This is a genomic window from Halomonas sp. McD50-4 (genome assembly GCF_022348135.1).
In the GTDB taxonomy this organism is placed as follows: domain Bacteria; phylum Pseudomonadota; class Gammaproteobacteria; order Pseudomonadales; family Halomonadaceae; genus Vreelandella; species Vreelandella piezotolerans.
Genome location: NZ_JAKRFG010000006.1, coordinates 34726 through 57499, shown reverse-complemented (window position 1 = coordinate 57499; position 22774 = coordinate 34726). Strand labels below are relative to the sequence as shown.

At 59.5% G+C, this 22774-nt stretch carries 22 protein-coding genes; 11 read left to right on the top strand and 11 right to left on the bottom strand.

Annotated elements, in window-relative coordinates; translation table 11 throughout:
• Positions 1 to 8 precede the first annotated feature (8 nt).
• The 5 genes from pcaF to MHM85_RS09125 form a co-directional block, all read right to left on the bottom strand.
• Positions 9 to 1211, bottom strand: a complete 1203-nt coding sequence (gene pcaF / locus MHM85_RS09145; RefSeq protein WP_219862272.1) for a 3-oxoadipyl-CoA thiolase — start codon at positions 1209 to 1211, stop codon at positions 9 to 11.
• A 10-nt stretch (positions 1212 to 1221) separates the two neighbouring features.
• The gene (locus MHM85_RS09140; protein WP_304363348.1) at positions 1222 to 1989 is read right to left on the bottom strand and encodes a CoA-transferase subunit beta; all 768 of its coding nucleotides are present in this window, start codon (positions 1987 to 1989) and stop codon (positions 1222 to 1224) included.
• A 5-nt stretch (positions 1990 to 1994) separates the two neighbouring features.
• On the bottom strand, positions 1995 to 2813 hold the full coding sequence (locus MHM85_RS09135) for a CoA-transferase (RefSeq protein WP_219862274.1): 819 nt from the start codon (positions 2811 to 2813) through the stop codon (positions 1995 to 1997).
• A gap of 187 nt (positions 2814 to 3000) precedes the next feature.
• Positions 3001 to 4329, bottom strand: a complete 1329-nt coding sequence (locus tag MHM85_RS09130) for an adenylosuccinate lyase family protein (RefSeq protein ID WP_139526085.1) — start codon at positions 4327 to 4329, stop codon at positions 3001 to 3003.
• 176 nt (positions 4330 to 4505) lie between these two features.
• On the bottom strand, positions 4506 to 5192 hold the full coding sequence (locus MHM85_RS09125; protein WP_139526086.1) for a TetR/AcrR family transcriptional regulator: 687 nt from the start codon (positions 5190 to 5192) through the stop codon (positions 4506 to 4508).
• 164 nt (positions 5193 to 5356) lie between these two features.
• Between MHM85_RS09125 and MHM85_RS09120 the strand changes: the two genes are divergently transcribed.
• The 7 genes from MHM85_RS09120 (at position 5357) to MHM85_RS09090 (ending at position 12812) form a co-directional block, all read left to right on the top strand.
• Positions 5357 to 6403: a DctP family TRAP transporter solute-binding subunit gene (locus MHM85_RS09120; protein WP_139526087.1), complete on the top strand. Its 1047-nt coding sequence runs from the start codon at positions 5357 to 5359 to the stop codon at positions 6401 to 6403.
• Positions 6404 to 6487: 84 nt separating this feature from the next.
• Complete coding sequence (locus MHM85_RS09115; protein WP_139526088.1) at positions 6488 to 6985, top strand: TRAP transporter small permease; 498 nt, start codon at positions 6488 to 6490, stop codon at positions 6983 to 6985.
• On the top strand, positions 6982 to 8247 hold the full coding sequence (locus tag MHM85_RS09110; protein ID WP_139526089.1) for a TRAP transporter large permease: 1266 nt from the start codon (positions 6982 to 6984) through the stop codon (positions 8245 to 8247). Before MHM85_RS09115 ends, MHM85_RS09110 begins: the two co-directional genes overlap by 4 nt.
• 28 nt (positions 8248 to 8275) lie before the next feature.
• The gene (locus MHM85_RS09105) at positions 8276 to 10153 is read left to right on the top strand and encodes a sugar phosphate isomerase/epimerase and 4-hydroxyphenylpyruvate domain-containing protein (protein ID WP_139526090.1); all 1878 of its coding nucleotides are present in this window, start codon (positions 8276 to 8278) and stop codon (positions 10151 to 10153) included.
• Positions 10150 to 11028 carry a shikimate dehydrogenase gene (locus tag MHM85_RS09100; protein WP_139526091.1) on the top strand — a complete coding sequence of 293 codons (879 nt, stop codon included), beginning with the start codon at positions 10150 to 10152 and terminating at the stop codon, positions 11026 to 11028. The genes MHM85_RS09105 and MHM85_RS09100 overlap by 4 nt, the downstream gene beginning before the upstream one ends.
• A gap of 71 nt (positions 11029 to 11099) precedes the next feature.
• Positions 11100 to 12050 (top strand): AEC family transporter, encoded by a 951-nt coding sequence (locus tag MHM85_RS09095; RefSeq protein WP_239285776.1) that lies wholly within the window; start codon positions 11100 to 11102, stop codon positions 12048 to 12050.
• Positions 12051 to 12083: 33 nt separating this feature from the next.
• Positions 12084 to 12812: an SDR family oxidoreductase gene (locus MHM85_RS09090; protein WP_139526093.1), complete on the top strand. Its 729-nt coding sequence runs from the start codon at positions 12084 to 12086 to the stop codon at positions 12810 to 12812.
• A gap of 62 nt (positions 12813 to 12874) precedes the next feature.
• On the opposite strand, the gene MHM85_RS09085 is transcribed toward MHM85_RS09090, so the two are convergent.
• From MHM85_RS09085 to MHM85_RS09075, 3 genes are all read right to left on the bottom strand, one after another.
• Positions 12875 to 14350: a tripartite tricarboxylate transporter permease gene (locus MHM85_RS09085; protein ID WP_239285774.1), complete on the bottom strand. Its 1476-nt coding sequence runs from the start codon at positions 14348 to 14350 to the stop codon at positions 12875 to 12877.
• A 26-nt stretch (positions 14351 to 14376) separates the two neighbouring features.
• A complete protein-coding gene (locus MHM85_RS09080; protein WP_239285772.1) occupies positions 14377 to 14877 on the bottom strand; it encodes a tripartite tricarboxylate transporter TctB family protein in 501 nt (166 codons plus the stop codon).
• Between the two features lie 76 nt (positions 14878 to 14953).
• Entirely contained in the window at positions 14954 to 15940 is a 987-nt protein-coding gene (locus MHM85_RS09075) for a tripartite tricarboxylate transporter substrate binding protein (protein WP_239285770.1), read from the bottom strand.
• A gap of 216 nt (positions 15941 to 16156) precedes the next feature.
• On the opposite strand from MHM85_RS09075, the gene MHM85_RS09070 reads away from it, so the two are divergent.
• The gene (locus MHM85_RS09070; protein ID WP_239285768.1) at positions 16157 to 16936 is read left to right on the top strand and encodes an IclR family transcriptional regulator C-terminal domain-containing protein; all 780 of its coding nucleotides are present in this window, start codon (positions 16157 to 16159) and stop codon (positions 16934 to 16936) included.
• On the opposite strand, the gene aroQ is transcribed toward MHM85_RS09070, so the two are convergent.
• Both aroQ and MHM85_RS09060 read right to left on the bottom strand, forming a co-directional pair.
• Positions 16929 to 17366 carry a type II 3-dehydroquinate dehydratase gene (aroQ, locus tag MHM85_RS09065; RefSeq protein ID WP_139526098.1) on the bottom strand — a complete coding sequence of 146 codons (438 nt, stop codon included), beginning with the start codon at positions 17364 to 17366 and terminating at the stop codon, positions 16929 to 16931. The genes MHM85_RS09070 and aroQ overlap by 8 nt on opposite strands.
• A gap of 54 nt (positions 17367 to 17420) precedes the next feature.
• Positions 17421 to 18791: a VOC family protein gene (locus MHM85_RS09060; protein ID WP_139526099.1), complete on the bottom strand. Its 1371-nt coding sequence runs from the start codon at positions 18789 to 18791 to the stop codon at positions 17421 to 17423.
• Positions 18792 to 18987: 196 nt separating this feature from the next.
• Here MHM85_RS09060 and MHM85_RS09055 point away from each other — a divergent pair, with 196 nt between their 5' ends.
• On the top strand, positions 18988 to 19857 hold the full coding sequence (locus MHM85_RS09055) for a DUF72 domain-containing protein (RefSeq protein ID WP_139526100.1): 870 nt from the start codon (positions 18988 to 18990) through the stop codon (positions 19855 to 19857).
• Between the two features lie 155 nt (positions 19858 to 20012).
• Positions 20013 to 21356 carry a sodium-dependent transporter gene (locus MHM85_RS09050; RefSeq protein WP_139526101.1) on the top strand — a complete coding sequence of 448 codons (1344 nt, stop codon included), beginning with the start codon at positions 20013 to 20015 and terminating at the stop codon, positions 21354 to 21356.
• A gap of 49 nt (positions 21357 to 21405) precedes the next feature.
• On the opposite strand, the gene MHM85_RS09045 is transcribed toward MHM85_RS09050, so the two are convergent.
• A complete protein-coding gene (locus tag MHM85_RS09045) occupies positions 21406 to 21624 on the bottom strand; it encodes a hypothetical protein (protein ID WP_062374507.1) in 219 nt (72 codons plus the stop codon).
• Positions 21625 to 21879: 255 nt separating this feature from the next.
• Here MHM85_RS09045 and hexR point away from each other — a divergent pair, with 255 nt between their 5' ends.
• Positions 21880 to 22734 (top strand): transcriptional regulator HexR, encoded by an 855-nt coding sequence (gene hexR, locus MHM85_RS09040; RefSeq protein ID WP_139526102.1) that lies wholly within the window; start codon positions 21880 to 21882, stop codon positions 22732 to 22734.
• Positions 22735 to 22774 lie beyond the last annotated feature (40 nt).

Sequence of the window (22774 nt, the reverse complement as noted above, 5' to 3'; positions counted from 1 at the left end):
GGCCTCCGTTAAGCGCGTTCGATCAGGGTAGCAATTCCCTGCCCCACACCCACGCACATGGTGCACAGCGCGTAGCGCTTGCCGCTGTTGTGCAGCTCATGAGCCGCGGTCATCAACAAGCGCGCACCGGACATACCCAGCGGGTGGCCCAGCGCAATCGCGCCGCCGTTGGGGTTCACACGGGGGTCGTCGTCTTCAAGGCCCAAGTCGCGCATACAGGCCAGCGCCTGGGCGGCAAACGCTTCGTTGAACTCGAATACATCGATCTCATCCATCGAGATACCGGTGCGTTCGAGCAGTTTCTGCACCGCTGGTACCGGGCCGTAGCCCATGATGCGCGGCTCGACGCCCGCCGTGGCCATGCCGATGATTTTCGCCATCGGCTTGAGGCCGTGCTGTTTGACCGCCGCCTTGCTGGCGACCAGCATGGCTGCCGCGCCGTCGTTCACACCGGAGGCGTTGCCAGCAGTGACGCTGCCGCCATCACGGAACGGCGTCGGCAGCGCCGCTAGTTTTTCCAACGTGGTTTCCCGCAGGTGCTCGTCCTGATCGAAGATCAGCGGTTCCTGCTTGCGGCGGGGAATCTCGATGGCAGTAATCTCTTGGGCAAAACGCCCGGCTTTTTGGGCCGCCGAGGCTTTCTGCTGGGAGCGCAGCGCAAACGCATCCTGGTCTTCCCTAGAGATATTGAACTGTTCGGCGACGTTTTCTGCCGTTTCCGGCATGGAGTCGATGCCAAAGGTTTTCTTCATCAGCGGGTTGACCAAGCGCCAGCCGATGGTGGTGTCTTCGATTTTCTGGCCGCGGGAAAAGGCGCTGTCGGCCTTGCCCATCACGTAGGGCGCGCGGGACATGGACTCCACGCCGCCTGCCAGCGCCAGCGCCATCTCACCGGCTTTGACCGCGCGAAACGCCGTGCCCACCGCATCCATGCCCGAACCGCACAGGCGGTTCATCGTGGTGCCGGGCACCGAGGTGGGAATGCCCGCCAGCAGCGACGACATCCGCGCCACGTTGCGGTTATCTTCGCCGGCCTGGTTGGCACAGCCCATGAACACTTCTTCGATGGCGGCGGGGTCGAGACCCGGCGCTTCCGCTAATACCGCTTTAAAAATCGTGGCGGCGACATCATCCGGACGCACGCTCGCCAACGTGCCGCCAAAGCGGCCAATCGCGGTGCGGCGGGGATGACATAGATAAACGTCACTCATGGCAAACTCCTCATGCGCCCGCGTGGGCTTGCTCGGTGCGGGCTTTTAGCTCGCGCAAAATGGTCAGCTCGTGGGCACTGGGCTCGGGAGTGCTTTCGAGCTGCTCGGCAAAACGGATGTCCCAGCCGGTCGCATCGATGACGTCTTCGCGGCTAACGCCAGGATGCAGCGAGACGACCACCAGCTCCTTGGTGTCGGGGTCAGGCTTCATCACGCACAGGTCGGTGATCACCCGAGTCGGGCCTTTGCCGATGTTGGGGACGTTATCGCGGCCTTTGCCGTCGCGGCCAAAGCCTAGCGTGGTCACGAAATCGACGTCTTTTACAAAGGCGCGCTTGGAGTGCTTCAGCGTGATGAACACCTCGCCAGCGTTGGTGGCAATTTCCGGCGCGCCGCCGCCGCCCGGCAGTCGTACCTTGGGCGCTTTGTAATCACCAATTAGCGTGGTATTCAGGTTGGCAAAGCGGTCGATTTGCGCGGTGCCCAAAAAGCCCACGTCGATTTTGCCGCCCTGCAGCCAGTAGCGGAACATCTCCGGCACCGCCACGGTGGTCAGCGCCGACTCGCACAGCTCGCCATCGCCTATCGAGAGCGGCAGGGTATCGGGCTTGGTTTGCAGCGTGCCAGATTCGTAAATCAGCACCACGTCCGGTGCATGGGTGAGACGCGCCAAATTCGCGGCTTCAGAAGGCAGGCCGATGCCGACGAAGCAGGTCATGCCGTTTTCGAGCGCCCGCGCCGCGGTGACCGACATCATTTCAGAAGAGGTGTATTCCAGACTCATCAGGCTTGGCCTCCTGCATTAAAGACGTTGTCGTCGAGCCACTGGGTAAAGGTGTCGCGGTCGCGTGCGATGGCATCCCACTCTTTGTAGAAGCGATTGCTGCGGCCGTAGTAGCCGTGGGTATAAGAAGGCAGCGCCCCTTTTTCGGCGACGGCGATGGCGCTAATGGCCCAGCTGGGAATCACGCAGGCGTTGGGAGTCGCCCCCAGGTCATCGACAATCTCTTCCACCGTGACGATGCTGTGCTTGGCGGCCAGTACCGCTTCTTTTTGTACCCCGACGATACCCTCGACCAACACGTTGCCCTGGCGATCCGCCCGCTGGGCGTGAATGATCGACACATCCGGCCGCACCGCAGGAACCGCTGCCAACCGCTCGCCGGTGAACGGGCAGTCGATGAACTTGATCTGGTCGTTGACGCTGGGCAGCTCGCTGCCGATGTAGCCGCGGAACACCGCCAGCGGCAACCCGGCCGCCCCCGCTTCGAAGGCGCAGGCCATCGCCGCGTGACTATGCTCCAGAATCTCGATCTTGCACGGCCAGCCTTTCTCGACGGCATCACGCAGGCGGTGCAGCGAGCCGACACCAGGGTTACCGCCCCAGGAGAAGATGACTTTTTTGGCACAGCCCGCGCCGATCATTTGGTCGTAAATGATATCGGGGGTCATGCGAATCAGCGTCAGGTCACGCTTTTTCTGACGGATCACTTCGTGACCTGCCGCAAAAGGAATCAGGTGGGTAAAGCCTTCCATGGCCACGGTAGCGCCGTCTTCGACGAAGCGCGCTACCGCGTCATGCAAGCTGAGAAACTCGGCCATGATGGGTGCCTCTTAGCTGGTCGTTGCCATACTTGTTGGTATTTGTTCGTCAGACGAACACAGATTCTCAATACGAACAAGTTACTTCCGAACACCTATCGGGTCAAATGGCGGTGGCGTTTCCCAGACAGCGAGCGAACGGCACGGACAAATCGAGTGAATCAAAAAAACATGGATAAACAGACGCTTAATCCGACATCAGCCAGGCACGGGCACGCTTCACCTGCTCCTTGCTGCTACCAAGGTATAAAGCTGGGTCGCAGGCATCTCGCAGCGCATCGGCGTCGATGACGTCTTTCACGTCAGGATGGCTCGAGAGCACGTCTGCGTAGGCGCGGGCTTCTCGACGCGCGGTCTCCGCCGCGTCGGCACTGACGGCTTTGGCCTTCTCGGTGCCTAACGTGGGAGCCAACAATCGGGCGACCGGTTCGGCCATGATGCCCCCGCCCGTGGCCGTCAAATTGCGCGCCATGTTCTCAGCGTTCACGTCGAGCCCCTCCAGCAGCACGGCGACCTGCTCCAAGGCGCCTTCTACCAGTAGAGCGCTTTCGATCAACGGCGCCCACTCGGCATGCCATTCGCCCAGTCCACGCTCGAGAGGTTGCGCCGCAGCGCTCATCACGACGCTGGTATGGCCATGCACGAGCCGCGCGGCTCCCTTGATCAGTGCGCTACGTACCGGGTTACGCTTATGCGGCATCGACGAGGACTCGCCCATGCCGGGCGCGGAGGGCTCCGCCACTTCGCCCACTTCGGTTTGCGTCAGTAGCGACACATCCAGGGCGATTTTTTCAGCGGCTCCCGCGACGGCATCCAATGCCGTACCGAGGGCATGGATCGGGTAGCGGTCGGTATGCCAGGGGAGCACCGGCGACGCCAACCCTAGCCGCTCGGCCAGCGCGTCCATCCAGTCGAGTCCCAAATGCCCCCAGCCCGAGTGCACGCCCACTGCGCCGCCGAACTGTACGGGCAGCGCCACGTCCATCAAGCGGCGTCGACTCTGCTCTAGGCCAATCGCCCAGTGGGCCACCTTTACTCCGAAGGTGATCGGCAGCGCCTGCTGCATCAGCGTACGCCCCACCATCACGGTATCCCCATGCGCGCTCATCAACGCCAGCGCCGCCGCACGGCAGCGCAGCAGTAGGTCGTTCAGCGCGGCCAAACGCGGTGTCAGTAGCAGCATCAGCGCCGAATCGACGACATCCTGGCTAGTCGCTCCTTGATGCCAGTAGCGTTTCAGCTCATCAGGAAGCAGTGATCGCCCCTGCTTCACGAAGGGAATTGCTACATTGCCACCACTGGCAATGCCTTCTGCCATGGCATCGACGCTGAAGGTGGCCTTTTCTAACCGATCGCGTATTTGCTGGCTCACCCCGGCAGGTACGGCTCCACTGGCTTCCTGCACTTCCGCCAGGGCGAGCTCGAAGGCCAGCATGGCCTTCACCATGGCCTGCTCATCACAGGCGTCCAAGGCAGGCTGGCTCATGAAGGGGTGTTGGGTAAAGATGGCGGGCATGGCAACGACGTCTCCGTTAGCAACGCCTTGGCAACTGCGTACCAAGAGGCAAGGGTCCTGAGCGCACGCACACATTTGTACTTATGTTCGCTCAACGAACTATAGGCTAAAGAGACCGCTACCTATCAAGCAACCAAAATTTAACAATAGGCGCTACGCTGCTCACGATGACGTTGCTAGGGGGTTGCCATCGCAGGGTCATCCGGCAGCACGTATCGCATCACCATGTCCGTGACATGGTCTTCCAATTTGCGCTGATTCTCCGGCGTCATTTGTTGCCAGTCGAAAATGCGCGAAAACGTATGCTGATTGGAGACATTGAAAAATGAGAGTGCGCTAATCAGCCAGTGCAGCTCGCGGGGGTCGAGCCCTTCACGAAAACAGCCCGCCTCGACACCGCGGCTGTAGACGTTGGTAAGCGCGTCGATCACGCCTGCGTTCAGCGATTGGATCAGTTTCGATTGCGCCAGATAGCGGCCATGATGGATGTTCTCGATCATCACCAGGCGAATGAAGTCGGGATTTTTGGCGTGATGGCAGAACGTAAACCGCACCAATCGGCTCAGCGCCTCTACCGGAGCCAAATGATTTAGCTGCAGTTCCGTTTCTTGTAAACGCACTTTTTGATACGCCGCTTCCAGCGTATGCAAGTAGAGCGTCTCTTTGTCTTTGAAGTAGTAGTAAATCATACGCTTGGAGGCACGCGTCTTTTCGGCGATTTCGTCTATGCGTGCCCCTGACAAGCCTTTTTCCGAGAATTCGCGCGTGGCGACGGCAAGAATGTCGGCCTGGACAGACTCGGGGTCGTTTTTACGACCGCGCCGTGGAGAAGGGGACGAAGAAGCGTTGGATGTGGCGGTCATCGAGGGGCCTTTATTATCGTGATCGTCTTTGGTCTAGTATGCCACACCTTGACTGAACGTACCATTTCGTACATTGTTGTTTTGGACACGGTGAAATGGCCATGTGCGCCACCTTCATGGCTTTTCAAACCCCATGACAATGGCTCGATAAGAGGACAACAATAATGTCTCTACGCCCCCTGCTCTCACTACCAACAACATCCATGAAACGCACGCTGACAGTGACGATTGCTTCAGCAGCACTGCTGACGGCGGCGAATGCCTCGGCACAAACCCTACGTTTTGCCCATGTGGACCCCGACGACTGGACGACCTCCAAAAAAGGGGCCGCCGGTCAGGTCTTCAAAAACCTCGTCGAAGCCGAAACCGACCTCACGGTCGAGCTCTATCCGGCGGGTGCGTTAGGTGGGGAAACCGAACTCATCGAAGGCGCGCAGGATGGCACCATTAGCATTGCGATGGTGTCCGGCGCCTATGCGAACTTCTGCCCGGCCGTCGCCGTCACGGACATTCCGTACACCTTCCCGTCAGCGCCCGTTGCCTGGGAAGTCATGGACGGTGAATTCGGTACGGCACTCGCCGAACACTGCCTAGAGCAAACCGGCCTGCGCACCCTGGCCTATGGCGAAACCGGCTTCCGTCATTTCACCAACTCCGTGCGCCCCATTCATACCCCCGAGGACATGCAGGGGCTGAAGTTCCGAGTACAAACCATCCCTCTCTACTTGGAAATGGTCAGCGCACTCGGCGGAGTGCCGCAGGGAATTGCCTGGGGTGAAGTACCGACGGCGCTGGCGACCGGCGTGGTCGATGGCCAAGAGAACCCCATCTCGGTGATCTACGGCAACAATTTCTACGAGTTCCAGGACTACCTGACCCTCGATCGCCATGTGTACGGTGTCGATCACATCCTGATCAACGATGAGATCTTCCAGTCGCTCTCCGAAGAAGAGCAAGCCGCCGTGAAGCGCGCGGCAGTGGTGGCAGGCACCACCGGTCGCGCCATCCAGCAGTTCAATTCCGCCGAGGGCATCACCAAGCTGCAGGCAGAAGGCATGGAGATCACTCAGCCCACCGCCGAGCAAATGGACGCTTTCCGCGAAGCCGCTCAGCCACCGGTTCAAGCCTATCTGCGCAACGAACTGGGCGATGATGCCGAGTGGATCGACCGCCTCGCATCCGCCGTGGATGAGGCCTCCTCACGCTTCTAACCGCCGTTTAACGTACGTGCTTGCGAGTAGGCACCGCGCCTACTCGCCTCCTTGCGTGCCTGACCATCGATCGAAGGTGCCCTTATGTCTGCTCTTCTCCGCCGGACACACCGTGGCCTCATACTTTTCAATGGCAGCCTGGCGGGGCTTGCCATTATGCTGATCTTCCTGCTGGTCGCGGGTAATGCCTTTGCGCGTTACACCTATGGCGGCTCCATTAGCTGGGGAGAAGACACCGCCATTTACCTGATGATTTACGGCCTGATGTTCGGGATGTCCTGGGCCTATTTGCAAGACAAACACATCGGCTTCGATCTCATCCGCCGTTTACTGCCCGCGCACTGGGTGCGTTGGCAGGCGGTTACGGTCGACGTCGTCGTGCTCGCCGTGGGTGTCGGCTTGATGGTATCGGCGGTCGAGTTCATCTCGGCGCGAGGCGGGCGCACGTCGTCGAGTACCGGCATGCCCATGTGGCTGTTTCAAGCGTCCATGTTGCTGGGCGGCGGGTTACTGAGCCTCTCGGCGCTCGTTATGGGCGCGCTGCGACTGAGCCAGCCAACCCATGAGGAGGCATCCTCATGATTTTCATACTGCTCATCGCCCTCGTGTTATTGGGCGTGCCGTTTGCCTTTGCCATCCTCGGTTCACTCACGGTACTGATGGGCGCCGGCGATTTGCCCTACCATATCCGTATCGTCTCGCAGCAGTTTTTTGGTGGCATGGAGTCGTTTCCACTGCTGGCCATTCCGCTCTTCATTCTAGCGGGCGAGCTGATGAACGAAGCCGGTATCACCCACCGCATCATCAACCTTGCCAGCGCCATCGTGGGCCGCCTCAAGGCAGGGCTTGCCCACGTCAATATCTGGGCATCGGTGATTTTTGCCGGACTGTCCGGCTCCGCGATTGCGGATACGTCCGCGCTTGGCCGGGTGTTCATTCCCTCGATGGAAAAAGAGGGCTACCCGCGTGACTTTGCCGCCGCCCTCACCGCGGCGTCGTCCGTGATTGGTCCCATCATTCCGCCGAGCATTCCGGTCATCATCTATGCATTGACGGTCTCGGGCGTCTCCGTGCCAGGGCTCTTTTTGGCCGGCATCGTCCCTGGTGTCTTACTCGCCCTTGGGCTGTCGATTTACGTGTACTTCTTTGCAGGCGACCTGAGCACGGCGACGGTAAAGCAACAGTCACGGCGTCATGCGTTACTGCATGGCCTGCTTCCCGCACTCATGCCGGTATTCGTGGTGGGCGCCATTCTCGCGGGCATGGTCACCCCCACCGAGGCCGCTGCGTTTGCCGTGGTGTACGCGCTGATTCTCGGCGTGGTGCTCTATCGCAACATCAAACTGATCGACCTACCCGCCATTTTTGCCCGCGCCATGCGCGATAGCGCGGTGATCATGGTCATCATGGGTGCCGTCGCCGCCGCCAACTGGGTGTTAACGTTCGAGCGCGTGCCCAACATGCTGACGGAATGGGCCTTGATGAGCATCGATACCCAGTGGACGTTCCTCATTGCCGTCATTCTGCTGCTGCTGGTGGTCGGGCTATTTTTGGAAGGGATTGCCGCTATCTTGGTGCTCGTTCCCATTCTTCACCCGATTGCCATGGCGCTGGGCATCGATCCCTTGCACTTCGGCATCGTGGTGATCTTCAACCTGATGATGGGACTGATCACACCGCCCATGGGGCTCTGCCTCTTCGTGGCGGACTCCGTGTCGGGCGTAGGCATGGGGCCTATCATCCGTCGCATCATGCCCATGCTCGCCGTTCAGTTCCTGATCCTGCTGCTGATTACCTTCGTACCGTCCTTAGTCACGTTCCTGCCGCGTTTGGCGGGCTACTGATCGCCACTCTTACAAGGAGCATGATGCCATGTACTCATCGATTGCTACCGTTTGCCTCAGCGGTTCGCTGGAGGAAAAAGTCGATGCGATTGCTCAGGCGGGTTTCGAGGGGCTCGAGCTGTTCGAAAACGACTTGACGGCCTTCTCAGGCACGCCTCGGGAAGCCGGCGAACTCATTCGCTCCCGCGGCTTGAAGCTGGTGACCCTGCAACCTTTTCGCGACTTCGAAGGACTGCAGGGCCGCGCGCGGGAGCGCGCCTTTGATCGCGCCGAGCATAAGTTCGATCTAATGGAAGAGCTCGGCACCGATTTGCTGATGGCCTGCAGCACCGTCCATCCGGATGCCCTGCCAGGCATTAGCCGCGCGGCCGATGACTTTTTCGAGCTGGGCGAACGCGCCGCAAAGCGTCAGTTACGCGTGGCTTATGAAGCCCTGGCCTGGGGCCGACACATCCACGACTACCGCGATAGCTGGGAAGTGGTACGCCGCGCGGCGCATCCGCACGTGGGCCTGGTGCTGGATACCTTCCATATCTTCTCGCGCCAGACGGAGCTGGGCACCCTGGGGCGCATTCCCGGTGACCGTATCTTTTTGGTCCAGACCGCCGATGCGCCGCGCCTGTCTATGGATCACCTGTCGTGGAGCCGACACTACCGCTGTTTCCCGGGACAGGGCGAGCTACAGATGGATCGTTTCATGGCCATGCTGGACGAGACGCGCTACGACGGTCCGCTCTCCCATGAGATCTTTAACGATGTGTTCCGCATGGGCCACAGCGACCAAACCGCGCGCGATGGGCTGCGCTCCTACCATTTACTGCGCAGTATGCAGGGGGATAGCGGCATTCCCGCACCGCAGCCCATCGAGTCCGTCGCCTTTCTCGAAATAGCCGTCGAGCCCGAGGACTTGACGCCGCTGCGCGAGCTGCTGAGCGCCCTGGGCATGGCCTGCGTCGGTCGACACCACACGCTGGACGCCGAGCGCTGGGCGGCGGGCGACGTCAACCTGGTGCTGAATACCGAGTCGAGCTTTACCGGGCGCGTACCGGGCCGTGACGCTACGGCCGTGACGGCGATTGGCCTTCGGGTGGGTAACGCTTATGAAGCGTTCAAGCGGGCCGATAAACTCGGTTACGAGATCGTCGAGCCTGAAGACGTGGGCGCGAGTCACCGCATGAGCGCGCTGCGTAACGTCGATGGCAGCCTCTCGTATATCATCGACGACTCGCAGCTGAGCCGTACATGGGATCGCGAGTTTCCCCTAGAGCGCCAGCCAGTGCCTCAAGGATCGCTGGTGGATATCGACCATATCAGCGTGGCGCTCTCCTACCATGACTACCTGTCGCTGATGCTGCAGTACCGCGCCATCTTCCAACTAGAGGTGACTCCCTCGTTCGACGTCACCGACCCGCGCGGTTTGATTCAAAGCCAAGTACTGCAAAACGGCAATGGTCGTTTTCGTTTAGCGCTCAATGCCAGCGCCTCACCAGACACGGCCAGTAACCGCTTCGTTCGCCAGTACGGCGGGTCGGGCGTTCACCATATCGCTCTGAGCACCACGTCCCTGCGTGATACCAGTGCTGCGTTACATAAGGCAAACACCCCCGTGCTGCCGATACCCAGCAACTACTATCGCGACCTGGCGGCGCGCTTCGACCTACCGGCGCAAACCCATGCCTGGATGCAGGAGCACCACATCCTGTTCGACCAGGACGCTCACGGCGACTTCCATCAGCTCTATACGCAACCCAACCACAAAGCCTTTTTCATCGAATTAGTGCAGCGAGAAGGCTACCAGGGGCTCGGCGCGCCGAATGCCTTCGTGCGGGTCACGGCACAGCAACGCCTGGAAGCAGATCGCATAGCCTCAGATATCAATAGCGACACGGGAGAGCGCCCCGCATGATCACGTTAGGACTCGTCGGCGAAGGTATCGCCAAATCACAATCTCCCGACCTTCACGAACGCCTAGGCGCATCGCTGGGTCTAGCCGTCCGCTACGACTTGGTCGACAGCCTGGGTATCGCGGATTTCGACTTTGCCAGCGCCATTCAACAGCTGCGCGCAGAAGGATACCGGGGCACCAACGTCACCTTTCCCTTCAAAGAGACAGCCGCCAAATTAGCGGACATCTGTGGAGCCGGTGTGCAGCGGGTCGGCACCGCCAATACGCTCTTGTTCGATGAACAGGGATTGCGTGCCGAAAACACCGACTATACCGGGTTCATCAGCGCCTACCGCCATTCGTTTGGCAACCAGCCGGCGGGCGATGTCTTGTTGATCGGTGCCGGTGGCGTGGGACGCGCCGTGGCGTGCGCGCTCGGCGAACTGTCGGCCCGCTGCATCCATATTTTGGAGCGCGACGCGCAGCGTGCCGACACCCTATGCCAGGATCTGAATGCCATGGGCATTGCCGCCACGTGCGTGTCAGCCGAACAGGCCACGCGCGAGCTGCCCACCTGGCAAGGGGTCGTGAACTGCACCCCCATTGGCCACATCAACCATCCCGGCTGCCCCATCGACACCGCAGGCCTGGGTGCCCAGCACTGGGTATTCGATGCGGTATACATTCCGGCCCATACCGAGCTCTTGAAAGCGGCGCACGAGGCCCATGCCAACACGCTCTCCGGCGTCGACCTGTTCGTCTTTCAGGGAGTGGATGCGTTTCGGTTTTTTACTCAGGGGCAGCTCGACCCAGAGCAGATCACACCGCATGTGATTCCCCTGCGCACTCACTACGTCGAGCAACTCGTTGCACAAAAACCCCAGCGCGCTTCATGACACCCCCATAAATTAGCGTACAATAATTCGCTCATCGAACGCTCATTGCGCGCCGCACCGGGGAGCCGACCATGCTCGATATTCTAGCCATTACCACGCCCATTTTTTTGCTCATGGGTATTGGCTATGTGGCGCGCTGGGGCGGGATCATTCAACGCGAACAGCTGCAATGCGTGGGCGTTTTCGTGCTGTACTGCGCCTTGCCCGCCCTGGTGATTCGCGCGCTGACCCAGCAGCCGCTGAGCGACATTTTTCAGCCGAGCTACCTGTTGGCCTACGGGTTGGGATCGCTCTTCGTGCTGTGCGCGGGCTTGGTGCTCTGCTGGAAACTACAGCGCCAACCGCTGAACGCGAGCGCCATGCAGGCACTCGGCATGACCGCCTCCAATAGCGGATTCGTCGGCTACCCGGTCGCCGCCATGGTCATCGGCTCACCGGCAGCGGTGCTCTTAGCGCTCAATATGCTGGTGGAAAACCTGCTGATCATTCCCGCCGCGCTCATTCTTGCCGAGATGGGCAACCAGCAGGGCTCGAACGTGTGGCAGACCCTGCGACAGACGGCACGGAATCTGGCGAAAAATCCTTTGCTGATCGGCTTGACCGTCGGGGTCGTCATCGCAGGCACGGGTATCGACATGCCTCTCCCCATCGAGAAAGCGGTCCACATGCTGGCCGAAGCCGCCGGGCCCGCCGCCCTCTTCGTGATTGGTGGCTCGCTATTTGGTCTGCGTGCACAAGGTATGATGAGGGACGTGGGCCAAATCGTGGTGGGCAAGCTACTGCTTCACCCGCTGGACATTTTGGTCGCGTGTCTCCTGGTACCGAGTATCGAGCCCGTCTACATGGCAGGCGCGCTGCTCTTTGCCGCGGCACCGATGATTAGCATCTATCCTCTATTGGGCCAGCGTTACCACTTGGGAGACGTGAGCGCTGCCGCCATGCTGGTCGCGACGGTCGCCTCCTTTTTTACGCTTAGCCTGCTGATTTGGCTCATGACACTGAGTGATTTAGTCGCCTTTTGAGCCTTTTGCCACATCGCACACGAGGAAGCATGCATGAGTCACGAACGTTCCCAACAAGACGTTGCCGTCGTCACGGGCGGAGCACGTAACATCGGCCAAGCCATTGCCCTGCGCCTTCAGCAGGATGGCTATCGCGTCATCGTATTGGATATCGTCGAGCCGGAAGCGGAATCGCTACAGGCAGACGCCTACCAAATCGACCTTGCCGACGCCGAAACGACCCGCCACCTCATGACGGATATCGCCAAGCGCTATCCCGTCACCCGGCTGATCAACAATGTCGGCATCGTGGCGCCCGCCCTGCTAGAGGAGGCGACCCTCGAGGATTTCGATACGCTGATGCAGCTGAACGTCCGCTCGGCGCTGATCTGCACCCAAGCGGTGCTGCCCGCCATGAAGGCGCAAGGTAGCGGACGCATCGTCGTGAACGCCAGCCGCGTGGTGCTCGGCAAAGAAGCGCGCTCCATTTACAGCGCCACCAAGGGGGCGCTGCAATCCATGGCCCGCACCTGGGCGCTGGAGCTGGCCGAGCACGGCATCACCGTCAACTGCGTTGCGCCAGGCCCCATTGCGACCAGTGCCTTTTGGCAAAACAATCCGCCCGACTCTGAGCGCGCGCGACGCATCATCGACAACATTCCGCTACGGCGCATGGGCCAGCCGGAAGACGTGGCCCAGGCAGTCAGCTTCTTTTGCGACGAGCGCAGCGGCTTCATCACCGGCCAGACGCTCTATGTGTGTGGCGGCGTCACGGTCGGGTAACCGCTGCCGCCCAGTGTAGCGGTAACGCCACTGGCCTCGTTTCACGATGGGTCGGTGGCAGCTCATGCGGCGCGGCGTGCGGACAGGAAACGGTAAAGCGCCAGGCCAATCGACCCTACCGTCAGGGCAATGAAGGCCCAGGTAATCGGCCCGCGCACGAAGATGGACAAGTCGTTGTGGCCGATCAGCAGCGAGCGGCGCAGGTTGTCTTCGAACATCGGGCCGAGAATGAAGCCGATCAAAAAGGGCGCTGCGGGTATCGCCGCTCGATTGAAGACATACCCCAACACCCCGAACGCCAGCATGAGCCATACGTCGAAGGTGTCGTTGTTCACGGCATACGCTCCGTAAACGCAGAACATCAAGACGATGGGAAAGAGGATCGACTTGGGAATGTCGGCAATGAGCGAAAAGTACTTGATGGCGACGTTGCCCACCACCAGCAGAACCACCGAGCTGAACATGATGCCCATGAAGAGCGCGTAGATCAGCGATAGATTCTCTTGGAACATGAGCGGGCCGGGCGTCAGGCCGTGAACCATGAAGGCGCCCAGAATGATGGCCGTGATCACGTCGCCGGGGATACCGAGCGATAGCAGAGGAATCATCGTGGCACCGGCGACGCCATTGTTACCGGCCTCGGCCGCCGCGACGCCTTCCACTTCGCCCTTACCGAAATTCGCCTTGCGAGGGGAGCGTCGGCGGGCATCGCTATAAGAAATGAACGCCGCCGCCGTGGCGCCCGTACCGGGAATGGCGCCAATGATCACGCCGATCAAACTCCCCCGCACGATGGTCGTCATACAGCGTTTCAATTCAGAAAAGGCCAAACCCGCCCCGCTCGCTTTCGCTTTGATATGCGGTAGCGCTTTTCTGCGGTAGAACTCGATGATTTCTGGAATGGCAAATAGGCCGATCAGCAGCGGAATGAACGAGATGCTGTCCATCAAGTTGTAATTGCCAAAGGTAAACCGCTGAGAGCCGAAGACGTCGTCCAGCCCTACCAACGAGAGCAGAATACCCAGCAGTGCCGCCATCAACCCCTTGATCATCGAGCCGCTGGCCAACGAGATGATGATGGTGAGCGAAAAACAGATGAGCCAGAAGAATTCCGGTGCGCCAAAATTCAAGGCGATTTTCGCCAAGTAGGCGGCAAAAAAGATCAGCGCAATGTTCGAGATGAAATCGGCAATGACGGAGGAGTAGAGCGCCGTTTTCAGTGCCTTCTTGGCATGCCCCTGTTGTGCCATGGGGTAGCCATCGAGCAGGGTACAGGCGGAGGCGGGGGAGCCGGGCGTTCGGATCAAAATCGCCGTAATCGAGCCGCCGTACATGCCCCCTTTATAGATGCCCACGAGCAGCAAAATCGCCGCCACCGGCTGCATGGAGAAGGTGAACGGCAGCGCGAGCGCGACCGCCATGGTGGCGGTCAACCCAGGAATCGACCCCACCACTACGCCGATCACGACCCCTAGCGCAATGGCGACGAAGTTGTCCAAACTAAAGAACAGCGCGACGACTTCCGAAAAATTTTCCATAGCTCACCCGAAACGTTGACAGCCCATCAGAAACCGATCGGCGATAGTGGAAGCGGTACATTCATCACGTTGACGAAGAGAAGTGTCACTGCGATAGGAAAGACAAAAGCCAAGCTATAGGCCCACCAGGTACGCACGGGATGCGCCAAGAACAGGATGAGCGTTGCCAGGATACCGGTGAATACCGCCCCCATCGCTTCGAACAGCGCGACATAGGTCAATAGCGCCGCCACCATCAGCACGAAGCGCCGCGTTGGACCTTTCTCGATCTGTCGTTCGTCGTCTTCGTGACGTCTGTCGAGCAGAAACCCTTGCAGAATCAGCAGAACCGAAAACAGCACGATCAGCCAGCCTACGATCCCCGGTAGCCAGCGCGGTGACATCATGGGGTTTTGTAGAATCGGCGGTTCATTGATGTAGTTCGGCACCAGATAGAACACCAGCGCCAATGAGAAGCACAGCAGGATGCCCCCTGCTATCACATCATTGACGTCTTTTATCCTTCGCTTAGCATCTGAGCGTGTCATGACGGCATTCCCCAGGGAAACAAGAAAGGCGAGAACGCAGGTTCTCGCCCCAGTGCACAACGTGAAGTGGTGTGACTTACTGGCTAATACCCGCCTGCTCGGCAACGTTTTCCCAGCGCTCTACTTCCGCAACGATGAACTGCTTGAACTCCTCGCCGGATACCTGACCCGGTTCAGCGCCTAGCTGTTCGACGAAGTCTAAAAACTCTTCACGTTCCATGACCTTGTTCAGGGCCTCTTGCATGACGCTCTGGGCTTCTTCGGGGAAGGAGTTATGCGCAATCAAGCCAAACCACGCCGTGGTGATGAACTGATCGAGGTTATACTCCCCGATTTCAGACAGCGTGGGCACGTCCGGCAAGAATTCAGAGCGCTCGGCGGAGGTGACGGCCAGTGCGCGCAAATCACCCGAGCGAATATGCGAGAGCACGGTGGGCATGTTCTCGAACGAGACATCCACGTCCCCTCCCAGCAGCGCAGGCAGCGCGGCGCCACTTCCCGCAAACGGTACGGCCGTCATGTTGGTCTCGGTCAACGTTTTGAACAGCTCGCCAGACATATGGATGGAGCTGCCCACGCCGCTGTGGCTAAACGTCATGTTCTCTTCTTTGGCGGCTTCCACGAACTCGATGACGCTTTCATAGGGACTGTCGGCGGGCACCACCATGACGTTGGGAATGTCGATCATGTTTTGCAGGAAAACGAAGTCGTTCACCGGGTCATAGCTCAGGTCGGGATAAATGGCTGCCCCAATCGTATGGCCTGGAGACGCCATGAGAATGGTGTGATCGGCGTCCCGGCCACCGCGAGCAAGACGCCCAGTCCCTACCGTCGAACCCGCACCCGGGCGGTTTTCGACGACGACATTCGCATCGAGCTCTTGTTGCAGAAGGTCAGCGACGCGCCGAGAAAGTACATCCGTGGTACCGCCCGGCGCGTAGGGGACCACCAAGCGGATGTCATCGGTGGGCCACTCGTTGGCCGTGGCAGACGATACCGTCAGGCCCAAGGTGAGCGTGCTACCGACGGCAGCGAGACAGGCAGTGCGGAGGAGCTTGTTCATTATTATCATCCTGTGCGTTAATTATTGTTCGTATCACGTACATATATTCGCAGTATATGCATTGAGATTACGTCGTTGTTAAGCGTTTAAAAAACACAACTTTAGTAGCATTTCGTCCAATAAGACCCAAAGCACCGGGACAACTCTATAAGTTCGCATAACGAACTTTTTTACGTTACCCTTTTCGGATGCTTTCGAACACAGTGGATATCGAACATGCAAGAAGAGATGCTTAGTACGGAGAGCCGCGACTTTGTCACTGCCTTAGCCAGCGGTTTGGAGGTCATACAAGCATTCGACGCTGAGCACCCGCGCATGACGTTGAGCGAAGTCGCCTCGCGCACCGGCATGAATAGGGCCAAAGCGCGACGCTTTTTGCTGACGCTGCATGCCTTGGGCTACGTACGCAAGGAGCAGCGCTACTTCGAGCTAGCGCCCCGCGTGCTCCAGCTAGGCTATGCGTTTTTGTCCGCCAATAATTACCAAGGCGTCATTCAGCAATACTTGGAAGAAATCACCGCCGAGACAGGCGAGTCGTCCTCGCTGGGCGTGCTAGACGGTCACGACGTGACCTATGTCGCGCGCTCGGCTGCCAAACACCGCCTCATGGCCATCACCCTATCGGTAGGCACACGGCTGCCCGCCGCGTACACCTCCATGGGGCGCATACTGCTGGCTCAGCTCAGCGATGAAGCACTCGATCGCTTTTTGGCGACGATTACGCTCGAGCCCTTCACCGATAAAACCGTGACCGATGTCAACGAACTGCGCCACCGCATCGTCGAGGCACGACAGCAAGGGTATGCCATTTCGGATCAGGAGTTGGATTCGGGCCTACGCTCCATAGCGGTACCGGTGTACGACGCTAAACAGCACTTGATGGGAGCCATCAACATCAGCACCAACGCGGCTCGGGTCGACCTCGACACGTTGGTGAACGTTTACTTACCGGTGATACAGAGCAAAGTCGCCCACATACGCGCGACCATCAACTAGCCATCACCGCCTCGAGCGCCGCTTTGTAGCCCTGCACGCCGAGCCCCGCAATCACGCCATCGGCGCGTAGCGAGACGTAGGAGTGGTGACGAAACGACTCGCGCTTATGCACGTTGGAGAGATGCACTTCGATGACGCGGCCATCGAAGGCGTTCAATGCATCGAGAATCGCCACCGAGGTATGCGTATAGGCCGCCGGATTGATGATGATGGCCCGGGTGCCGTCCACCCTCGCCGCGTGGATGGCATCGATGAGCGCTCCTTCGTGGTTACTCTGCAGGCACGTGATCTCCCAGCCGCCCATCACCGCTTTTTCGCGCAGCAGGTTATTCACGTCGTCTAGGGTGTCGAAGCCATAAATCTCTGGCTGACGTGTGCCCAGTAGATTGAGATTAGGCCCATGTAACACCAATACTTTGTCCTGCTGCATCGTGCCCTCCTAAGGTGATGTGATCGAATCATGGCAAACGTTGGTCGCCACGTTCTAACACCTTCCCTTGAGCACTGCCAGCGCCGCGTCCAGCGATGCCTGCTCGCGGCTTGCGTAGAGCGCAATCTCATCGATCACATCGGCCCCTAGGTCGTGCTCGAACTGCGCTTGGTTGGCCTGACTGGCGTATTCGTCGCGCTCCTCGCCGCCCAGATTGGACTGGAAGATACCCGCCGCGCTGACCGGCAGGAAATCTTCGTAGATCATGGGTTGGCAGAACAACGCTCCCTGATCGACGAGTGCTTCCAAGGTCTCCGCATCGATGTGTTCAGGCAGCGATACCTTAGCGTCAGGAGCGGCGTAGTAGTGGAAGAACGCGAGCCCTTCACGACGCAGCGTATCGAGATCATCAGGGAACGCTTGAAACACCTCGGCCAGCTGCGCTTGGTGGGTGGCGTTATCCTGGGCAGCGGGTAACTGCCGCGACTGGGCCAAGAGCTGGTCGTAGAGCGCTCGTCCTTTCTGCGTCAAGGCAACGCCGCGCTGCTCGATTTCACCGAAGCGGGCGGTGTGATGACCGGCCACGCTATCGGCAAAGGTAATCGTCTCTTCCAGCGCTTTGAAGCTGGTTTGGCGAAGCAGAATCGGGCAGCGTCGACGGGGCGGGCCTTCGATCACCGCCTTAGGGTCGATGCCGACGCTCGGCATCTGCTGCTGTACCGCATCGATATCCAAGGTGCGCGGCGTCAGGTGATTGATATGCGGGCCGTGAAAACTCACCACGTCGGCAATCAACCGATGCTCTTGATGCAAACGGTCGTAGGTGGCGCGGTCGACGGTGGCATCGTGATGCCAGCGGAACGTATCGAGCGCGGCCTGCACGAACGCTTCGGCATCGGCAGCGTTCAAGCCCCCTTGCGCTTCGCAGCGGGCAATCAGCGCTTGCGCCTCGGGGGTGACGATCTCACGATGGGAGAGAATTTCCCGCGCCTGCTCGCGAAGCGCTGCGTTTTCGATGAGCTCTAGACGCAACAGCGAGGTAAAGACGCGGAAGGGATTACGCCTCAACGCGTCGTCGTCCACCGGACGAAAGGCCGTCGAGTGCACCGGCACACCGGCAGCCGCCAAGTCGTAGTAACCCACCGGATACATGCCCATGACCGCAAACATGCGCCGCAGCAGCGCCAGCTCTTCGGGCAGGCCGACCCGGATCGCTCCATGACGCTCGACGCTCAGGCGCGCCAGCTCGTCGGACGCTTCGAGCGAGCGGGCGAGGTCGGCATCGTCTGCCAGCACGTCACGATTCACACGCTCCACCAGCGATAGCAGCGTGCCGTATTGCGGTACTTCCTGTTGATACATCGCCGACATCGCTTTGGAGAAGTGATCGCGAATATCGTCGGCGCTTACATAAGCAGCATCCATGGGGCGTTCCTGTCGATTGTCTTGTGAGCGTTGTAATGATCGCCATAGTAGCGCTGTAGCGACGGGGAGAGTTTCATAAATGTGGCCGTTATCTTCATGAACACGCCTTGCACCACCGCCACAGCGGGCGATGTTAAGGTTACACTAACTTTTTTATACGTTACTTTGGCTACTGTCGACAAAGGCTACCGTTGCGATGACCGCCCCATGCTCGCCCCTACCGCTCTATCTTGGCTTGCCCATGTGGGCCAATCAGGATTGGCAGGGTGGCCTCTACCCGCGCCAGGCCAAAACCGACCTGCTGAGCGACTACGCAGCAGTGTTTTCCAGCGTCGAGGGCAATACGACGTTTTACAGCGGTGCGCCCAAATCCGACACCATCGCTGCTTGGGCCCGCCAAGCCCCAGCGCACTTTCGCTTCTGCTTCAAACTGCCCGCGAGCGTGACGCATGACCAGCGCCTCGGCAGTTTGACCGCTGCTTGGAAGTTCATCGACGCACTGACCCCGCTTCATGACCGGCTAGGTCCGACCATGGTGCAGCTACCGCGCGATTTTGGCCCTTCAGAGCTGCCTAAGCTGGAAGCGCTGCTTGCCCACTGGCCAGTGCATCTGCCCTGCGCCGTGGAGGTGCGCCACCCTGTTTTTTTCCACAAGGGTGAGGAGGAGAAAGCCTTCAACCAATTGTTGATAACTTATGGCGCCAACCGTGTGATGCTTGATGTGCGCCCCGTGTTCTCGACCCCTGCCAATGGCCATGCAGGTCTCGCTCACGCCCAACAGGAAAAGCCGAAACTCCCGCTACACGTGCTCTCCACGGCAGATCGACCGATCATTCGCTTCATTGGCCATATTGACAAAGCCATCAATACTCGCTACTTCGAGCCGTGGATAGATCGTCTCTCCCTGTGGATAAATCAGGGGAAAACCCCTTTCTTATTTGTGCATACAGCGGATAACCGAGCGTCGCCAGAGATGGCTCGCCATCTTTACCACACCCTCCAACGGCGCATTTCACTACCGCCACTCGCCCTCTTCGCTGACGAAAAGCAGAGCCAGCTATTCTAAGGCCTCTTTTTAGACGAGCTGACTGGCAAGCCCCCCTATGATCGGATAAATTGCGCGTTCTTTCGGAAAAGCACGCTGGCAATCTCTCTATTTCCGAAAATCGGTGCAGTGCGCCGACAACGACTCATTACAATCGAACTTCACATAGGTGATTTATGGCAAAACTTGCACATGCACAGTGGTCGTCACGCATGGGCTTCGTGCTGGCGGCTGCGGGTTCCGCCGTTGGCCTGGGCAACATCTGGCGCTTCTCTTACATGGTGGGCGACAGCGGCGGTGCGGCGTTCGTACTGGTGTACTTGGCATGCGTCGCGCTGGTCGGCCTGCCCATTTTGGTCGCCGAATGGATGATTGGCCGTCGCGGCCAGAAAAATCCCATCAACACCATGTCTGATTTGGCCGCTAGCCACGGCAAGACGCGCGCTTGGGCAACGATCGGGGTGAGCGGCGTGCTCGCCGCCTTCTTGATCTTATCGTTTTATAGCGTGATCGGCGGCTGGTCGTTGAACTACACCCTGAGCTCGGTGATTGGCACCTTCAACGGCCAAGATGCGGACAGCATTGGTGCGCTGTTCAGCGGCATGCTGGGCAGCCCGACGACACTGCTGCTGTGGCACACCGCCTTCATGGTGCTGGTGATCGGCATCGTGGCCCGCGGCGTCACCAAAGGCCTGGAAAGCGCGGCCCGCACCATGATGCCTGCGCTGGTGGTACTGATGCTGATCCTGGTCGGCTACGGCATGACCAGCGGCTACTTCGGTGAAGCGCTGAGCTTCATGTTCAGCCCGGACTGGTCAGCGCTGAATGGCGGCGTGGTGCTGGCGGCCATGGGCCAAGCGTTCTTCACCCTCTCGCTGGGCATGGGCATCATGATGGCCTACGGCTCTTACCTGGGCGAAGACGTCAACCTGATCAGCACCGCGCGCACCGTGATCATACTGGATACCGCCATTGCCCTGCTGGCCGGCTTGGCGATCTTCCCGATCGTGTTTGCCAACGGCTTGAGCGCAGGCGAAGGCCCCGGCCTGATCTTCGTGACGCTACCGCTGGCGTTCGGCAACATGACCGGCGGTACGATTCTGGGCCTGATGTTCTTCCTGCTGCTTACGTTTGCAGCGCTGACCTCTGCCATCTCGCTGCTGGAGCCGGTGGTGGAAACCCTGGAAGAGCGTACCTCGATGTCGCGATTGGTAGCGACGTTTGCGAGCGGTATTGCGGTGTGGGCGCTAGGCGTTGCCGCCCTGCTCTCGTTCAACGTATGGGCGGAGGTGCTGTTCTTTGGCTTGAATATCTTCGACCTGCTCGACACCTTCACCAGCAAGATTCTCCTGCCGCTGACCGGCCTGGGCGCGATCCTGTTCGCCGCCTGGTGTTTAGAGCGCAAGAGTGTCGAGACTGAGCTTGGGTTGTCAGCCGCTGGTGTGGGCGTGTGGAACATACTCGCACGCTTCGTCGCGCCCGCAGGTGTCATCGCCGTGTTCGTGGCCGGCTTGATCTAAGCCGTCACGGCCCCGCTAAGCTGGCGGGGCCGTATCATCACACGCTGTTTTAGTGCAATTCGCTCTCTTGCGGTTCGTCATCGTCCGGCAAGGGAGCGATATCCCGCGACAATTTCTGGAACTCCCGATGCAGCTCGATCCCTCTGCGTGCTCTTAGGCTACGCTGGGCGGCGCTGCGCCGACGTTGGGCATGCTCATCGACCTCCATACTCATGAATATGTCGAGCAATTCGCTTTTTACCGAGGTCATTCGTTCGACGTTTCTCATGATCGACGCTCCTCCAGGTGAAGTTGCCTACGTCCACCTGCATCCGTGACCACTGATTTTTTGAATGATGCAGTGCGGCACGTCACTTCTTACTATAACCTACTTGACAAAATGATGACGAATCTTGAAGAAATGGGTTAACGCCCTTTTAACGGCAGCCCCGGTGGATGATTACCGCTACCCTCTTCCCGTCACTCAGGCATACTGTGGCCACCTAGGCCTCATAAGCACGATCAAGAATTTAAGGAGCTGAACGTGAGCCGCGCCCTGTTCGATGAAATGAGACGCCGCATGGAGCATTTCCGTCGCTCCGAGCAAAAGGTAGCGCGGTTCGTGCTGCGTAATCCCGATGAAGTGATCCATATGCGGATCGTGGACCTGGCCACCGAGGCGAAGGTGAGCGAGCCCACCGTGGTGCGCTTCTGTCGCGCCCTTGGCTGCAACGGGTTTCAGGATTTCAAGCTCCAGCTCGCTCAGATGCTGGCCAGCGGCAGCCAGTTTGCCCAGTTCTCCATGAACGATAGCGACTCGGTGGCGGAGTTTTCCCACAGCATTTTCGACTCCACCGTGGGCACGCTGCTGTCGGTACGCGACCGGCTCGACAACGAATCGCTGGGGCGGGCCGTGAACGCGCTGGCCATGGCCAACCGGGTGGAGTTTTACGGCTTTGGTGCCTCCGGTGCCGTCGCCTTCGATGCCCAGCACAAGTTCTTCCGCCTGCAGATATCGACCTCTGCCTACGCCGACCCGCACATGCAGAACATGTCGGCGGTGACGCTGCAAGAGGGCGATGTAGTGGTGGCGATTTCGCAAACCGGGCGCACCAAGGCGCTGGTGGCCAGCGTACGTTTGGCCCGCGAAGCGGGGGCCACGGTGATTGGCCTGTGCCCCAGCGAGTCGCCGCTGGCCCACGAAGTGAGTCTGCCGCTGTTCATCGATGTGCACGAAGATACCGAGATTTACACGCCGCTCAGCTCGCGCATCGCGCACTTGGTGCTGATCGACGTGCTGGCCGTCGGTGTCGCCAAAACCCGCGGCCCCAAGCTTGCCGAACAGCTCAAAGCGGTGAAAAAGAGCCTGACCACGCTGCGTTACCCAGACGATCAATAAACGCAGCCCAACGCGACGTACGCTGTATACCCAGCCAGTG

Coding starts and splice junctions, on each gene's coding strand:
- MHM85_RS09115 (WP_139526088.1), top strand. CDS start 6,488: ATGTCTGCTCTTCTCCGCCGGACACACCGTGGCCTCATACTTTTCAAT.
- MHM85_RS09110 (WP_139526089.1), top strand. CDS start 6,982: ATGATTTTCATACTGCTCATCGCCCTCGTGTTATTGGGCGTGCCGTTT.
- MHM85_RS09075 (WP_239285770.1), bottom strand. CDS start 15,940: ATGAACAAGCTCCTCCGCACTGCCTGTCTCGCTGCCGTCGGTAGCACG.
- MHM85_RS09095 (WP_239285776.1), top strand. CDS start 11,100: ATGCTCGATATTCTAGCCATTACCACGCCCATTTTTTTGCTCATGGGT.
- MHM85_RS09060 (WP_139526099.1), bottom strand. CDS start 18,791: ATGGATGCTGCTTATGTAAGCGCCGACGATATTCGCGATCACTTCTCC.
- MHM85_RS09130 (WP_139526085.1), bottom strand. CDS start 4,329: ATGCCCGCCATCTTTACCCAACACCCCTTCATGAGCCAGCCTGCCTTG.
- MHM85_RS09135 (WP_219862274.1), bottom strand. CDS start 2,813: ATGGCCGAGTTTCTCAGCTTGCATGACGCGGTAGCGCGCTTCGTCGAA.
- MHM85_RS09100 (WP_139526091.1), top strand. CDS start 10,150: ATGATCACGTTAGGACTCGTCGGCGAAGGTATCGCCAAATCACAATCT.
- MHM85_RS09080 (WP_239285772.1), bottom strand. CDS start 14,877: ATGACACGCTCAGATGCTAAGCGAAGGATAAAAGACGTCAATGATGTG.
- MHM85_RS09070 (WP_239285768.1), top strand. CDS start 16,157: ATGCAAGAAGAGATGCTTAGTACGGAGAGCCGCGACTTTGTCACTGCC.
- MHM85_RS09085 (WP_239285774.1), bottom strand. CDS start 14,350: ATGGAAAATTTTTCGGAAGTCGTCGCGCTGTTCTTTAGTTTGGACAAC.
- MHM85_RS09055 (WP_139526100.1), top strand. CDS start 18,988: ATGACCGCCCCATGCTCGCCCCTACCGCTCTATCTTGGCTTGCCCATG.
- aroQ (WP_139526098.1), bottom strand. CDS start 17,366: ATGCAGCAGGACAAAGTATTGGTGTTACATGGGCCTAATCTCAATCTA.
- MHM85_RS09050 (WP_139526101.1), top strand. CDS start 20,013: ATGGCAAAACTTGCACATGCACAGTGGTCGTCACGCATGGGCTTCGTG.
- MHM85_RS09105 (WP_139526090.1), top strand. CDS start 8,276: ATGTACTCATCGATTGCTACCGTTTGCCTCAGCGGTTCGCTGGAGGAA.
- pcaF (WP_219862272.1), bottom strand. CDS start 1,211: ATGAGTGACGTTTATCTATGTCATCCCCGCCGCACCGCGATTGGCCGC.
- MHM85_RS09125 (WP_139526086.1), bottom strand. CDS start 5,192: ATGACCGCCACATCCAACGCTTCTTCGTCCCCTTCTCCACGGCGCGGT.
- MHM85_RS09090 (WP_139526093.1), top strand. CDS start 12,084: ATGAGTCACGAACGTTCCCAACAAGACGTTGCCGTCGTCACGGGCGGA.
- MHM85_RS09045 (WP_062374507.1), bottom strand. CDS start 21,624: ATGAGAAACGTCGAACGAATGACCTCGGTAAAAAGCGAATTGCTCGAC.
- MHM85_RS09120 (WP_139526087.1), top strand. CDS start 5,357: ATGTCTCTACGCCCCCTGCTCTCACTACCAACAACATCCATGAAACGC.